Origin of the sequence: Psychrobacillus sp. FSL H8-0484, from assembly GCF_038005325.1 — a bacterium.
Lineage (GTDB): Bacteria > Bacillota > Bacilli > Bacillales_A > Planococcaceae > Psychrobacillus.
This window is the reverse complement of the sequence record NZ_JBBOSZ010000001.1, coordinates 164,152-178,879: the sequence shown is the minus strand read 5'-3', so window position 1 is coordinate 178,879 and position 14,728 is coordinate 164,152. Positions and strand designations below refer to the sequence as shown.

The following is a 14,728-nucleotide window of genomic DNA, read 5'->3' as shown; positions in this document are numbered from 1 at the left end:
ACTTGCCAAGTTGTATACAATCGAGCATATTGAGATACTTCTTTCCGTACATTATACTATAAGAGATAGGAGGCATTTGCACATGTATATGACAGTGGACGAAACTGCGGATTATTTATCCATGCCTATTGATCAAGTAAAAAGGTATATTGCTGAAAAAAAGATTCGTGCTATCTTCGACGGTGAAGACTATTATGTAAATAGTGCGCAATTTCAAACACATTTGCAACAAGTAGAAGATCTGAAACGTCAGATTGATGAATGGCGAAACACCCCCATTCCAGATGATATTGACGTAAAAGACGAGGATTAATGTAAAAACAATCGATAAATAGAACTTAAGTGTGTGACAGACAAAAAGGACTTTCTCCAAATGAGGAGACTGTCCTTTTTCTATTGTAAAATTTTAGATGCTTGCCATTTTATTATATTGTTATAAAAAACCCTGCTCGTTTTCCAATAATCTCTGCATAATCTTCTACCATAACACTTGCCGTTGGGTACATCCCTGCTCCAGGACCAACTAGTGTAAGTGTCCCAATGTAGTTTGTATCTAAAGAAACAGCGTTGTTTACTCCCTCAATTGCGAATAAAGGATGATCCGGACCTACAAGTTGTGGACCTACTGATGCGTAAAGTTCCCCATTGTCATCTTGTTCAATTTCTGCAACATGACGATAACGAAGCCCTTCTTTTTTCGCTTTTCTAACATCTTCTAAAGAAATCCCATCAATTCCAACAACTCTTACGTCCTTCCAGTTTGGTTGCTTACCAAAAGCAAGTGCACTTAAAATCATTAGCTTTCGGAATGCATCTTGACCAGAAATGTCGTTATACGGATCTGCTTCTGCATAACCAAGGGCCTGTGCTTCCGTTAGGGCATCGCCAAACTGGCATTCATCTAAACGCATTTGCGTTAGAATATAGTTCGAAGTCCCATTTAAAATCCCTTGAATCTTCTTCACCGAATTCACTTGAAGTAAATTTTTCAGTGTTTTAATAACCGGAACCCCACCTGCAGTAGTCGCTTCAAACCCGACATAGACACCACGTGATTTTGAGCGTTCTTGTAGGGGGATACTATATTTAGAAAACATCACTTTATTTGCCGTAATAACGTGACACCCTTTGTCAATCGCTCTACATAAATAGCTATACGCTGGTTCTTCATTGACTATAGCTTCAAAGACAACTTGAAGGCCAGGGATATTCATAATATCCTCGAAATTATCTGTCACAAGTACTCCAGGCGTTTCTGGTCTATCTTTCGATAAATTATTAATAAGAATGGCACTAATTTCAATATCCAATCCTAACGATTTTTTTAAGTCTTCTCTTTTTTCATTCACAATATGATAAATCCCTTGGCCAACTGTTCCAAAACCTAAGATTGCCGCTTTTATTTTTGCCATACTTTCTCCTCCAAATGAATCTGCACAATTGAGTTCAAATATTCATATTCTAATAAAACACCAACCGAACATTGATTGACTATTTTACATATTGTAGACTATTTTCTCTCAACTAACAACAAAATTCTATCTAGAGAGGACATTTGTTTTCCCTACGAGTACTTTATCTAGTGCGTTTTGCAAGTCTTCCACTGCTTCTAACCCTACAGACAAGCGAATTAAGTCCTCTGTAACACCTGATCTTACTAAGTCTTCAGGAGTTAATTGTTGGTGTGTGGTAGATGCAGGGTGAATAATTAACGATTTTGCATCACCTACGTTTGCTACATGCGACCAAATTTCAATGTTATCGATAATATGTCGGCCAGCTTCTTTTCCACCCTTTACCCCAAATGTAAGAATCGAACCAAAGCCATTGTATAAATACTTTTGTGCCAGTTCATAAGATGGATGCTCTTCTAATCCTAAGTAGTTAACCCATTCAACACCCTCGTGATTGGATAAATAATCTGCAATTTTTTGAGCGTTTTCATTGTGCTTAGGAACGCGTAAATGAAGTGTTTCTAACCCTTGAAGGAAAGAAAATGCTGCATCTGGGCTTAAGGATGGACCAAAATCACGAAGCAATTGAACGCGTAGTTTAATCGCAAATGCTACGGTAGGCACATCAATGCCATATCGCAAGCCGTGATAGGTTACGTCTGGTTCTGTGAATCCAGGGAACTTCTCTGAATCCCAATTAAAGTTTCCTCCGTCTACTACTACTCCTCCGATTGTTGTACCGTGACCACCAATCCATTTCGTCGCAGAGTGGATGACTACATGAGCACCGTGTTTAATCGGATTCGAGCCATATGGTGTTGCGAATGTATTATCTACTAAAAGAGGAACTCCTACTTCATTTGCAATCGCTGCCACTTTTTGAACATCTAACACGTTCAAACTTGGGTTACCAATAATCTCAGCGAAAAATCCTTTTGTTTTTTCTGTAACTGCTGCTCGGAAATTTTCTGGGTCTGTGGAATCTACAAATTTAACTGTAATTCCATAGCGTGGCAATGTATGTGCAAATAAATTAAAGGTACCACCGTACAAGTTTTCCGCTGCAATGATTTCGTCTCCTGCTCCCGCAATATTCAAAATAGAAAATGCAATTGCTGCCATTCCAGAAGAAAGGGCAACTGCTGCTGTTCCACCTTCTAGTAGAGCAATTCGCTGTTCAAAAACATCTACAGTAGGATTTGTAATACGAGAGTAAATATTACCAAATTCTTTTAAAGCAAATAAATTTTGTGCATGCTCTGTGTCACGAAATACAAAAGAAGTCGTTTTGTGAATTGGAACTGCTCGTGAACCTGTTACTGGATCTGGTTGTTGACCACCGTGTAAAAGAAGTGTTTCTGGTTGAAGATTTGTCATTTGAATTCCTCCTAGAAAGTAGTTTAGATGGATACTTCGGAGACGGGAGAGGATTGAGAACAAACAAAAACCCCTCTTCAATTTAGAAGAGGGGTGCGATTTCGCATGTTCCTCCTCTTATCTTCCAAATTCGTAACCTGAATTTGTAGGATGTAGCACCTTTCCAAGTTTAGAACTTGTTGGTTGCCGGGCATCGTAGGGCCTAGTCCCTCCGCCACTCTTGATAAGAGTATTAGATTATTTTTCCATCTTGTTACACAGTATATGATTCTATTTATCTGTTCGTCAAGTGTTTTTCACAAAAATTCTGAAACTTCTTTGTACTTGATACGTTTAATATAGTGGAATACTTTTTGGGGAGTGACATACGATGGTAATTTGGAGTATTAGCATCATAGTAATTAGCTATTTAATTGGAGCTATGCATGGTTCAAAGGTAGCCCAATTTTTTAGTGGAGTGAATATTAAAAAAGAAGGCTTAAAAAACTCTGGTGCCTCCAATGCAGCAATTGTTCTTGGAATGAAGTACGGGATGTTAGTTGCAGCAATCGATATTTTAAAAGGTGTGTTCGTTATTATCGGTGTCCGCTTTTTTACAGAGCAATTTGCTACTTTTTCAATTATCGAGTTGGATTTATTGCTTTATCTAGCTGGTGCCGCAGTCATTTTAGGACATAACTTCCCTATTTACACTCGTTTTAAAGGTGGAAAAGGGACTGCATCCATTATTGGTGTGCTTCTGGCTATTCATTGGCCTATTGGGCTAATCGGTCTTTTATTATTAATTGGTGCTACTTTTTTAACAGATTATTTATTAATTGGTGTATTTGTATTTTACTTTGTATTTGTGGGTGCTTCTATTTGGACTGCAGATGGAGTTGCACCAATTGCAATTGCTGCACTTTTATTATTCATGGCGTCTATTTTGCATATCGAAAACTTCCAACGCTTAGCTAGGAAAGAAGAGCCAAGGATATCTGCATTTCTAAGGAAAAAGAAGACTTCCATGTAAATGAAATGGGTGATTTGCATAAACAAAAAGAAGAGGTGGATTGTGCTTATACCTTTATTAGTGATTGCTTCTAGCGGAATCGGTATGTGGATGCTTACTAGTAAATGGATCAATGATGGACTGGAACCTAAAGCAGATGGCTCGAATGAATACGCCATCGTTTTTGGTGCCAAAGTGAAGGTAGGCAATATCCCTTCCCTCGCGTTACGTTATAGATTGGAATCTGCACTAACTTATGCTACAGAAAATCCGCATGTGAAGCTTGTATTGTCTGGTGGACAAGGACCGGACGAAGACATCGAAGAAGCTGCGGTCATGAAAGCTTTTCTATTGGAGCACGGAATAGCGGAAGATAGACTTATCGTAGAGGATCAATCTACTTCTACTTATGAGAATTTGCTATTTTCTCAAAAGCTCCTTCCGAAAAACGTAGAATCCGTAACGATTATTACAAGTGACTACCATTTACAACGTGCGAAAATTCTTGCAGAAGAGATCGATTGGGACGCAGATGTTGTAGCAGCTAAGACACCAAAAATTAGCGAAATGAAGTCGCGTTTACGTGAACGCGCTGCATTACTGAAAACCTATATTGTAGGGAAATGACTCCGAATGTGTACGTTTAGGGTCATTTTTTGTCGTGTTCATTTCCGTCGAGACCGCTCTCGTTTGTACACGCGGGCTCTCGCATAGACATGGTGAGCTCTCGTAAGAGTGTAATTGCTCTCGGATCAACCTAGATTGCTCTTGTTCGGACGCAATTTATCTAGCAAAGGATGATATTTCAACCTGTAAATAGTACTTTATTAATTCATTTAAAAAAGGCTTCCAATTCCTCGGAAGCCTTTCTATTTCAAATTTTCTTCGTATGGTATCCCTTATCCCCATATGGCTGTAATTGTTCCATCCATTTGTCCAATAGCTTTTCTAGTTCTTTCTTTTCAGACGTGGAATGATTTTTAGATGCTTTATATACTTCTATTTGCTCGATTTCAAATGCTTCTTTACCGAATTGTTTCCAATCTTCTTGGAGTAATCGATTAGTATGCGTTCCTGTTTCTAACGTGAATTTGGTGCCATTTAATGTTTTGAAGTTTCGTGTAGAAGCGACAAACTTTTTTCCGTTTTGTTTGTTCGTGATGACATAGATGCCACATTCTATTTTAATTTCTTTATACTCTTGTTTTAGTTCCTTTTTTCGCTCCATTTTTTATCCAATCCTCTACTTTAGTTTTTCACCCAGTACGCACTGCCGTCGTCTTTCCTATCTAAAAAGCCGTATTCGATTAGATAACGTCTTAAAGTGACGAAGTCAGCATATACATTTTTAAGTACTTCGTTTATTTCTTTTTCGCTGTAGATGCGTTCTAGTTCAAATCGTTTGATGATGACACGAAGTGTAGCCAGCTTTTGTTTTTCTTTCTTTGGAAATTTTACTAGCGGCCCGTCTATTCCTGCTGGGAAAAATTTCTTTTCAACCTCTTGCTGCTCTTCGGTTGTTATATTGTAACGGTCGTCCACCATCGTTGCATTTTTATGAAGTGGAAGAAAGGTTGGTGCATGGTCATCTTTTTCCTTCAACAATTCCATCATCGTTAAGAATATTTTTGCTTGGCGCTCTTTTTCCTTCAATACAAAGCGATGGTTGCGAATGGTTGATGCACTTCCAATATTTAATTCTAATTGTATTTCCGCATCGTTTTTGCCTTCATAAAATAATCGTAGGAGGCTATTTTGATGGTCGGTTAATCCAGTTAATTTTTTATTTAACCCGATTAGATAATGGAATACAGATCCATGCTCCGTTTCGATATGCCGTTTCATATAACGTTCTGCTTCATAGAGCACATTATTCTCAGGATAAATAAGCCCTTTCTCTACCTGTTCTCCACATAATAGGCAAACAAATACTTCTTTTTCTTCCATGTAACCTTGCCTTAATTGATTATCACCAGCATTCCAAAACAATTCTGAAATCTCCACCAATAAACACATCCAATCTTTGTTTGTTAATTTATAAACATTTTATAATATAGTCTATAAAAAATCAAATTAAGTTTAATAGTTGCAATTTATCTGAAAATATTAAACAATTAAGTTGTAAACGCTTTTATTCTAAGAAGCGATCGAGAGGAGAATACCTTTGGTTACATTTCAAGATTATGAGTACAAACGACCAAATTTAGAAGAAGACAAAGTAAAGTTTAGTGAGGCATTGGCAAAGTTTAAACAAGCTTCTTCAGTTGAAGAACAAAGTGCAACAATTAAAGAACTGAATGGACTTCGCAATGATTTTTCGACGCAATCTAATTTAGTTTACATTCGTGCATCTATTGATACGAATGATGAATTTTATCAAAAAGAACGTGATCATTTTGATGGAATACTTCCAGAGATAGAAGAGTTGGTTACGGAATATTACAAAGCACTTGTTGATTCACCTTTTAGAAAAGAATTAGAAGACAAATGGGGCAACCAATTATTTGATCTTGCTGATTTTCAAATCAAAGCCTTTTCTTCTGAAGTGATTTCACTTTTGCAAAAGGAAAATAAATTGTCTTCTGACTATTCGAAGCTTGTTGCTTCTGCACAAGTGGAATTTAACGGGGAAACATTGACACTTGCACAGCTTGGCCCATACGGAGAATCGACGGATCGTGATGTGCGTATAAAAGCTATGGAAACAAGATTCGGTTTCTTCCAAGAGCATGAAGCGAAGTTCGATGATATTTATGATCAGCTTGTAAAGGTACGTCATGAAATTGCTACGAAGCTTGGATATAAAAACTTTGTGGAGCTAGGCTATATCCGTATGAATCGAATCGATTATAATGCGGAGATGGTGAAAAAATTCCGTGATCAAGTTCGTGACTTTATCGTACCTGTTGCAACTAAGTTATATGAGCGCCAATCGAAGAGAATTGGGATTGATAATATGAAGTATTATGATGAATCCCTTAATTTCTTGTCTGGAAATGCTACACCACAAGGGTCACCTGAGTGGATTGTAGAGAATGGAAAGAAAATGTACGAAGAGTTATCTCCTGAAACCGCTGAGTTTTTCCAGTTTATGATTGATCGTGATTTATTGGAACTAGTTGCTAAAAAAGGAAAAGAGTCAGGTGGTTATTGTACATTTATCGATAACTATGAGTCTCCATACATTTTCTCTAATTTTAATGGAACTTCTGGTGATATCGATGTGTTGACTCACGAAGCAGGGCACGCATTCCAAGTATACTCCAGCCGTGATATTGGAATTCCAGAATACCTTTGGCCAACATACGAGGCTTGTGAAATTCACTCGATGAGTATGGAATTTTTCACTTGGCCTTGGATGGAATTGTTCTTTAAAGAGCAAACAGACAAATATAAATTCGCTCATTTAAGTAGTGGCTTGTTATTCTTACCTTATGGTGTAGCTGTAGATGAATTCCAACATACTGTTTATGAAAATCCAGAAATGACACCAATTGAAAGAAAAGCGGCTTGGAAAAAAATTGAGGAAATTTATTTACCTCACCGTGATTATGATGGGAATAGTTATTTAGAAGCGGGTGCTTTTTGGCAACGTCAAGGACATATCTACAATAGTCCATTCTATTATATCGATTATACATTAGCACAAATTTGTGCATTCCAATTTTGGAAGCGTTCAAGAGAAGATCACGAAGCGGCTTGGAAAGATTATTTACACCTTTGCCAGCTAGGCGGTTCTAAATCGTTCACAAAATTAGTAGCAGAAGCGAATCTAATCTCTCCATTTGAAGAGGGTTGTGTGGAGTCTGTTATTGGATCGATTGAAGATTATTTAAATAGCGTGGATGACTCTGCTTTGTAAGAAGGGAGAGAATAATGACAAATCCGGCTGGATTTTGGATACGTTTTTTCGCAGGTATCTTTGATAGTTTAATTATTGGTATTCCACTTTCATTCATTAGTTTCTTGATCTTTGGTGATTGGGAAGAAACTCCTGTAACGAGTCTCGGAAATTTAATGTATACATTACTAGTTCCTGCTTTATGGTATGGATATACAGTAGGAAAGAGAATATTGGGTATTCGAATTGTGAAAGTAGATGGCACAAATCCTGGCTTTGGAACAATGATTTTTCGAGTTATTGTTGCTGGTTTTGTATATGTATGCACTTTAGGAATAGGCCTTATCGTAAGTGCATTTATGGTAGGACTACGAGAAGACAAACGAGCAATTCATGATTTTATTGCAGGAACGTATGTAACTAGTAATCCCCCAGAATATTAAAAGATGCAAGAACAGGCTTGAGCAATTATTCAGGCTTGTTCTTTTTTTATTTTTCTTTTGCATACAATATTGCAGGATATTAAATTTCAGTAACGAATATAAGAATAGAGGGGTGTTGCTTTTTTATGTGGAGTAAAATTATTTCGGTTTTCATTGCGGTTATGGGAATTGTTTATATATTCTTCATACCAGAAGATCCTGTATCTACTAAAATTATTTTTAAACTTATTCCAATGCTGCTCATTTTATTGTTGGCATTTATTCAACCTTCTGAGGAACCTAAAAAGTATAAATTGCTCATTATAGTGGGGCTATTTGTTTGTATGCTTGCAGATGGGTTAATTTATTGGTTTATTATTGGACTGATTACATTTTTAATCGGGCATATTTGGTATATTTTCGCTTTTAGACAAATAAAAGCAATACTTATTCCGAAATGGGCTGCTGTAATGTTGCTTGCGTATGGAGTTGCAATGGGCATCTGGATTGCAGGTACTGTATGGTCACAAGGTGAATATATTTTAACTGTTGCAGTAGTTATCTATATGCTCGTTATTTTAACGATGGGTTGGAATGCTTTTCAAACGGCTAATAAATTTGCTATCATTGGGGCAATTTTATTTATTTTCTCGGACTCTGTACTTGCGATTAATAAATTTATTATTGATATTCCCTTTTCGGACGCCTTTATTATGATTCCCTATTATGGAGCACAATTTTTAATTGCTTTTAGTATCTATGCTCATTATTCCGCATCCCGAAAGAATCTGCTAAAATAAGAATATACTTATAATTTTGAAAGGGGATTTATTCTCATGAAAGAAACATTAATCGAGCGCTTAACACGCTATGCAAAAATAGATACACAATCTGACGCTTCTAGCTCGTCTTGCCCATCTACTGAAGGTCAATGGGATTTGCTTCATCTTTTAGAAAAAGAACTTGCCGAATTAGGTTTGGAGGAAATTACTTTAGATGAAAACGGGTATTTGTTTGCTACATTACCTTCTAATACAGACAAAGATCTTCCGACAATCGGTTTCTTAGCACATGTTGATACGGCGACAGATTACACAGGGAAAAACGTAAACCCTCAGCGTATCGATAAATACGATGGCCAAGATATTAACTTGAACGCAAGCACAGTTATGACTGTGAAGGACTTCCCTGAGCTTAACAATTATGTTGGACATACACTTCTTACAACTGATGGTACTACTCTTTTAGGTGCCGATGATAAAGCAGGTATTGCAATCATTCTGACCGCAATGGAATATTTCATTCAAAATCCAGAAGTAAAACACGGAAAAATCCGTGTTGCCTTTAATCCTGATGAAGAAATCGGCCGTGGACCTCATAAATTCGACGTGGAGAAATTCGGAGCAAAATTCGCTTATACATTGGACGGAGGCCCTCTTGGTGAATTGCAATTCGAAAGCTTCAATGCAGCTGGTGCAAAAGTTGTAACAAATGGCACAAGTGTGCACCCTGGTTCTGCAAAAGGTAAAATGGTAAACGCGATTACCATGGCGACTAAGTTCCAATCACATATGCCAACAGATGCTGTTCCCGAAAAAACAGAAGCTTATGAAGGATTTATCCATTTAATGAATATTAATGGGGATGTTGAAAAAACCGAACTTAGCTATATAATCCGTGATCATGACCGCGAAAAATTTGAAGCGAAAAAGCAATTGTTCTTAGATACCGCAGAGAAAATTAAAGCAGAATACGGAGATGCTGCTATTTCAGTTGAATTAAACGATCAATATTACAATATGGGTGAAAAAATTACACCTGTTATGGAAATTGTAGATGTAGCGAGAGATGTGATGGTTTCATTAGATATTGAACCACTTATTATTCCAGTTCGTGGTGGTACAGATGGATCTCAACTTTCTTATATGGGAATGCCTACTCCAAACGTGTTTACAGGTGGAGAAAATTATCACGGAAAATATGAATTTATATCAGTGGATGTTATGGAGAAAGCAACAGAAGTAGTAAAAGGTATTATTCAAGCGTTTGAAAAACAAGCGTAAGTAGGTGGTCATTTGCGTGAAATATTACTTGGTATTTTAGCGTCTTTATTTTTTGCAGTAACCTTTATACTTAATCGTTCGATGGAAATATCGGGTGGAAGCTGGCTTTGGAGCTCTTCCCTCCGATTCTTTTTTATGGTGCCATTTTTGCTTCTTATCGTATCTTATCGAAGAGGTCTATCTTCTACATATAAAGAGTTAAAAACTGCTCCGGCACAGTGGCTGATATGGAGCTTTGTTGGTTTCGTATTGTTCTATGCTCCACTAACGTTTGCAGCAGGCTATGGACCAGGCTGGTTGATATCTGGAATGTGGCAATTTACAATTGTAGCCGGTGTCCTTCTAGCACCATTATTCACTATAAAGATAGAGAATCGAATTATTAAACAAAGAATTCCAATCGTCTCTCTTTTCATCTCATTAGTTATTTTAATAGGTATTATCCTCATTCAGATTCCTAATACGCAAGCTATTTCGTTAAGTATGATCCTTCTTGGAATTTTACCCGTTATAGTAGCGGCATTTGCTTATCCATTAGGGAATCGGAAGATGATGGGGCATTTAGACGGGCGACTGGATACATTTCAACGGGTTTTAGGTATGACAATTGCTTCTATGCCCGCTTGGATCTTATTAGCGATTTACGCAATTTTCACGGTAGGTTTACCTTCTATAGAGCAAATTGTTCAATCTCTAATTGTTGCTGTCAGTTCGGGTGTTATCGCAACGATTTTGTTCTTTATGGCAACTGATCGTGTTCGTGGTCATCAAGGAAAATTAGCGGCTGTAGAAGCAACACAGTCCACTGAAATCATTTTCGTTATTATTGGAGAAATGGCGTTGCTCCATGTTCCATTACCAGAACCAATTGCTCTAGTTGGACTCAGCGTTATTATTTTGGGTATGTTTTTACATAGCTACTATACGAAAATATTAAATACGAAATCATCGGTATTAAAATCAAAAGAAAATACGTGAGAAATTAGCTTTAATAAAAAATGCAGCATTATCACGGCTGTTGATTATCCAATTTGACCATAAAAATTTCACAAGAAATGCGAAGAATCCCATTTCGCATTTGTACGTTTTTGGTTCGCTTTGGACGAAATAATCGCTACATCATTACCGAGGGCAAAGTGTAGCAGGAAGTGACTGCTACACTTTTTTCGATCATCCTGTTGTGGATATTTGTCCGTTACGTACCTACAGCGCTCAAATTGGTTAATCAACATGTGTGTAGCATTATGAATGTTTTCATTTATAACGTTGTATTTTTTTTATTTCTTATATCATATATTTCCCTAAAACCTTTTCCACAGTATTTACAAAACTTCCTCCCGCTCCCCAATCAAAGCGAAGAAATACCCCCTGTCCTCCACCTGAAGCAACAGCGTGCACTTTCGTTTTATTCTCCAAATTATCAATTGTTATAGTTAATGAAGTACGATTACTTGATCGCATATAGTACTTTTCTAGAACACATACAACCACTTGATGCTCTCCAACTACACGCTCATATACATCTACAACTGCCCCTGAAATACTACCTTGAATTAAAGAATTTTGGAAAATGTCTATCGCAGCTTTTGGTGATAATGATACATAAAATTCACGTACATCCATTTACATATCCCCTCTTTTCCTCTTGTTCTTCCATTTACGTTTGATGAGAAGAAAAGTTTCTATGAAAAATAGCATTTTCTCAATATCGCTATTGAAATGGATAAAAGGGTAAATAATAAAATGGATTATCCACACTATTTTGTTTGAAATCCAGAATATTTGAGCGTCACCAATCCAAAACTTATATTAAAAAAACGTTCCAAAGAGACAATTATAGCCTCTTAGAACGCCTTAATTATGGTTACGATTGTTTTAATGCCGGTTGAAATAAAACAGAAACTCCTGAATCGATTGCAGCATCTTTAACTGCTTGCGCGACCACATTCACTACTCTTTCATCAAATGCATCCGGAATAATGTAATCCTCTCGTAATTCGCTATCTTCAATAAGGGAAGCTATTGCTTGCACGGCTGCTAGCTTCATTTCTTCGTTAATATCTGTTGCTCTAACGTCTAGTGCACCTCTAAAAATACCTGGAAACGCTAAAACATTATTCACTTGGTTCGGATAATCAGAACGTCCTGTTGCAATAACCTTAACGCCCCATTCTTTCGCTAATTCATAGGCAATTTCCGGTGTTGGATTTGCTAAAGCAAAAACAATTGGATCCTCATTCATCGCATCAATCATATCTTTTGTTAAAAGATTCGCTACGGAAACACCGATGAATATATCAGCCCCATCCATTGCATCTTTTAATGTTCCCTTTAAACCGAGTGGATTCGTCGTACTAGCAATAGAATCTTTAACGGAATTCATTCCTTTTTCTCGACCTTTATAAATAATCCCTGTCGAATCACACATTATTATTTGTTGATACCCAAGTTGTTGGAGAACTCTTAAAATAGCCATCCCTGCTGCACCAGCACCGTTTATTACTACTTTCAAAAAAGGAATTTCTTTATTAACAAGCTTCACTGCATTTTGAAGACCAGCACCAACTACAATAGCTGTACCGTGTTGGTCATCATGAAATACCGGTATATCTAACTCCTGACGAAGGCGGTCTTCTATTTCAAAGCAACGTGGGGCAGAGATATCTTCTAGATTAATCGCTCCAAATGTTGGACTTAATGCCTTTACAATTTGCACAATCTCATCCACATTTTTTGTATCCAGACAAATTGGAAAAGCATCAACATTTGCAAATCGTTTTAATAAAATTGCCTTTCCTTCCATAACAGGTAGAGCTGCTTCTGGTCCAATATCACCAAGTCCTAATACGGCTGTTCCATCTGTGACAACTCCAACTAAATTGCCTTTCATAGTATACTCGTAAACGGTAGAAGGATTGTTTTTTATTTCGATGCAAGGCTCTGCTACTCCAGGGGAATAAGCTAAGCTCAAATCCCCCATACTATCCATTGGAACCTTAGAAATCATCTCCATTTTCCCTTTGTAACTTCGATGCATTTGTAGCGCTTGTGCCTTTAAATCCATTTTCTCACAACTCCCTTCTTAGATTTTTTAATCTTCTATCCCTACTATAAGCAGAATTGGGTATTTCATACTTAAGCAGTATCATATTCTGAAAATTATAGAGTCTCCTCTTTTGTAAGTCAATTTAGTGAAGTGTTGCACATAGCAAAAGTCTTTATAAAAACTGTATACTGATTTTATGACAACTTTATCGAACGATCAAATCCGACAATTGAATAATTATAGCGTCTACTTGGCACCCATAGGAAGATCTCTATTCGATGCAAAAAACGTCGAAAATGCACTTCCCGTTATTAAACTTATTTCCCAAGCACCAAATGATCCAATTGCTGCATCTTATTTCATGCGTAGAGTAGGAATGTTTATTTCTATGCAATTTTATATGATGACCATGTACGATGAAATTTGGGACGGTCCACTAGAACAATTACACTTTTTTTCAACGACAGAGTATGGAAATAAAACGATTGGCACATATATACGAGAAGAACATTTTCGACATGTCCGTGGAAATCGTTCTGAAGAAGTTCAACTAATCTTGGAACATCAATGCGATGCCATCATTCAAAAACTACGATCGCAGTGTAGTATCTCTCCTATTACGTTGTGGGAAAATGTATTTGGCTACTTACTATGGCATTATTACGTTTTTTTTGATAATCCAGCAATTGCAGATCAAGCTAAGCAGGACTGGATATTGTTGCAGAACGAAGAAATATGGTCTTCCTTTACCTCTAAATCATATTTAGCTGTTTATTTGAAAGGAAAAAGCCCTGCAGAATTAATAAATAGCAAAGTTCGCTCGACATGCTGCTTTTCAAAAGATATTCCAGGATTGCAGAAATGTGGCTTTTGTCCAATTTAAAAATAATTTTTCATGCATGTTTAATAATATTTCGGGAATAGCTAATAAGAGTTCAACATAAAAGGAGTGAGGAAGCTTGGGAAATAATATAGATGACCGCGTAGAAGCAAAGTTAGGCAGTATTAGTTCAGAGGAAAAAGAAGAAATTCTTAAAAATTTTTCTACCTTCAAGTCATATTTATCTGGAAAAGTGGCTGCAGGAGAAAAGATGGGACTAAGTGACGAAGTGTTAGCAAAAGCCACTGAAAAAGTAGCTGGATATTTGGCAAATCATGAAGATCCCCGAAATCGTGAAGAACACCTTCTGCAACAACTGTGGAAAAATGGTGACAAAGAGCAACAGCACGCACTTAGCCATATGTTATTAAAGCTTGTTAAAAATGACTGATAAAATTCGTAAAAATTTGGGTGGTCGATTTCTAGACAACCCAGATAGCGTACGAACAATAAAAGAGAGCCTGTTTGATATGCATGAAGACATGCAAACTGTTGATGCAATTCCAGTGGAAGATCTCAACATTCAAGTACAGGATGAAAAAAACCACCACCATACAAAAAATCGTTCCTCAAGTGAAGAACGATTCCCCTAAGTAAGAAAAATGCTCCGAACAACCTTCGGAGCATTTTTTTATAATTCCAATTTACATGAAA

At 37.0% G+C, this 14,728-nt stretch carries 17 protein-coding genes and 1 riboswitch; of the genes, 11 read left to right on the top strand and 6 right to left on the bottom strand.

Annotation, left to right across the window (positions count from 1 at the left end):
• Positions 1-82: 82 nt before the first annotated feature.
• Positions 83-313 carry an excisionase family DNA-binding protein gene (locus tag MHH81_RS00930; RefSeq protein WP_340916877.1) on the top strand — a complete coding sequence of 77 codons (231 nt, stop codon included), beginning with the start codon at positions 83-85 and terminating at the stop codon, positions 311-313.
• A gap of 112 nt (positions 314-425) precedes the next feature.
• Here MHH81_RS00930 and MHH81_RS00925 read toward each other — a convergent pair whose 3' ends face one another.
• Together MHH81_RS00925 and MHH81_RS00920 are read right to left on the bottom strand one after the other, a co-directional pair.
• Positions 426-1,412, bottom strand: coding sequence for a homoserine dehydrogenase (locus MHH81_RS00925; RefSeq protein WP_340916873.1), 987 nt, complete (start codon positions 1,410-1,412; stop codon positions 426-428).
• A 126-nt stretch (positions 1,413-1,538) separates the two neighbouring features.
• The gene (locus MHH81_RS00920) at positions 1,539-2,831 is read right to left on the bottom strand and encodes an O-acetylhomoserine aminocarboxypropyltransferase/cysteine synthase family protein (protein WP_340916871.1); all 1,293 of its coding nucleotides are present in this window, start codon (positions 2,829-2,831) and stop codon (positions 1,539-1,541) included.
• Between the two features lie 114 nt (positions 2,832-2,945).
• Positions 2,946-3,061: riboswitch (SAM riboswitch) on the bottom strand.
• Between the two features lie 140 nt (positions 3,062-3,201).
• Here MHH81_RS00920 and MHH81_RS00915 point away from each other — a divergent pair.
• Both MHH81_RS00915 and MHH81_RS00910 read left to right on the top strand, forming a co-directional pair.
• Positions 3,202-3,843 (top strand): glycerol-3-phosphate acyltransferase, encoded by a 642-nt coding sequence (locus MHH81_RS00915; RefSeq protein ID WP_340916868.1) that lies wholly within the window; start codon positions 3,202-3,204, stop codon positions 3,841-3,843.
• 42 nt (positions 3,844-3,885) lie between these two features.
• Positions 3,886-4,449 carry a YdcF family protein gene (locus MHH81_RS00910; protein WP_340916865.1) on the top strand — a complete coding sequence of 188 codons (564 nt, stop codon included), beginning with the start codon at positions 3,886-3,888 and terminating at the stop codon, positions 4,447-4,449.
• 247 nt (positions 4,450-4,696) lie between these two features.
• Here MHH81_RS00910 and MHH81_RS00905 read toward each other — a convergent pair whose 3' ends face one another.
• Positions 4,697-5,050 carry a GIY-YIG nuclease family protein gene (locus MHH81_RS00905; protein WP_340916861.1) on the bottom strand — a complete coding sequence of 118 codons (354 nt, stop codon included), beginning with the start codon at positions 5,048-5,050 and terminating at the stop codon, positions 4,697-4,699.
• 20 nt (positions 5,051-5,070) lie between these two features.
• Positions 5,071-5,826 (bottom strand): DUF2087 domain-containing protein, encoded by a 756-nt coding sequence (locus MHH81_RS00900; RefSeq protein ID WP_340916858.1) that lies wholly within the window; start codon positions 5,824-5,826, stop codon positions 5,071-5,073.
• Between the two features lie 160 nt (positions 5,827-5,986).
• On the opposite strand from MHH81_RS00900, the gene MHH81_RS00895 reads away from it, so the two are divergent.
• The 5 genes from MHH81_RS00895 (at position 5,987) to MHH81_RS00875 (ending at position 11,126) form a co-directional block, all read left to right on the top strand.
• Entirely contained in the window at positions 5,987-7,684 is a 1,698-nt protein-coding gene (locus tag MHH81_RS00895) for a M3 family oligoendopeptidase (RefSeq protein ID WP_340916855.1), read from the top strand.
• A gap of 14 nt (positions 7,685-7,698) precedes the next feature.
• Entirely contained in the window at positions 7,699-8,106 is a 408-nt protein-coding gene (locus tag MHH81_RS00890) for an RDD family protein (protein ID WP_340916852.1), read from the top strand.
• A gap of 125 nt (positions 8,107-8,231) precedes the next feature.
• Positions 8,232-8,885 (top strand): lysoplasmalogenase, encoded by a 654-nt coding sequence (locus MHH81_RS00885; protein WP_340916849.1) that lies wholly within the window; start codon positions 8,232-8,234, stop codon positions 8,883-8,885.
• A gap of 36 nt (positions 8,886-8,921) precedes the next feature.
• Positions 8,922-10,148, top strand: a complete 1,227-nt coding sequence (gene pepT / locus MHH81_RS00880) for a peptidase T (protein ID WP_340916846.1) — start codon at positions 8,922-8,924, stop codon at positions 10,146-10,148.
• Between the two features lie 12 nt (positions 10,149-10,160).
• Positions 10,161-11,126 (top strand): DMT family transporter, encoded by a 966-nt coding sequence (locus MHH81_RS00875; RefSeq protein ID WP_340916843.1) that lies wholly within the window; start codon positions 10,161-10,163, stop codon positions 11,124-11,126.
• Positions 11,127-11,432: 306 nt separating this feature from the next.
• Here the strand turns inward: MHH81_RS00875 and MHH81_RS00870 are convergent, their stop codons facing one another.
• The gene (locus MHH81_RS00870) at positions 11,433-11,771 is read right to left on the bottom strand and encodes a DUF6054 family protein (RefSeq protein WP_340916840.1); all 339 of its coding nucleotides are present in this window, start codon (positions 11,769-11,771) and stop codon (positions 11,433-11,435) included.
• A gap of 241 nt (positions 11,772-12,012) precedes the next feature.
• Positions 12,013-13,212 carry an NAD(P)-dependent malic enzyme gene (locus MHH81_RS00865; RefSeq protein WP_340916837.1) on the bottom strand — a complete coding sequence of 400 codons (1,200 nt, stop codon included), beginning with the start codon at positions 13,210-13,212 and terminating at the stop codon, positions 12,013-12,015.
• Positions 13,213-13,390: 178 nt separating this feature from the next.
• On the opposite strand from MHH81_RS00865, the gene MHH81_RS00860 reads away from it, so the two are divergent.
• The 3 genes from MHH81_RS00860 to MHH81_RS00850 all read left to right on the top strand — a co-directional run bounded on the left by MHH81_RS00860 (position 13,391) and on the right by MHH81_RS00850 (position 14,667).
• Positions 13,391-14,077 carry a hypothetical protein gene (locus tag MHH81_RS00860; RefSeq protein ID WP_340916834.1) on the top strand — a complete coding sequence of 229 codons (687 nt, stop codon included), beginning with the start codon at positions 13,391-13,393 and terminating at the stop codon, positions 14,075-14,077.
• 76 nt (positions 14,078-14,153) lie between these two features.
• A complete protein-coding gene (locus tag MHH81_RS00855) occupies positions 14,154-14,465 on the top strand; it encodes a DUF3243 domain-containing protein (protein WP_340916832.1) in 312 nt (103 codons plus the stop codon).
• A complete protein-coding gene (locus MHH81_RS00850; RefSeq protein WP_340916830.1) occupies positions 14,458-14,667 on the top strand; it encodes a hypothetical protein in 210 nt (69 codons plus the stop codon). Before MHH81_RS00855 ends, MHH81_RS00850 begins: the two co-directional genes overlap by 8 nt.
• Positions 14,668-14,728: the final 61 nt, after the last annotated feature.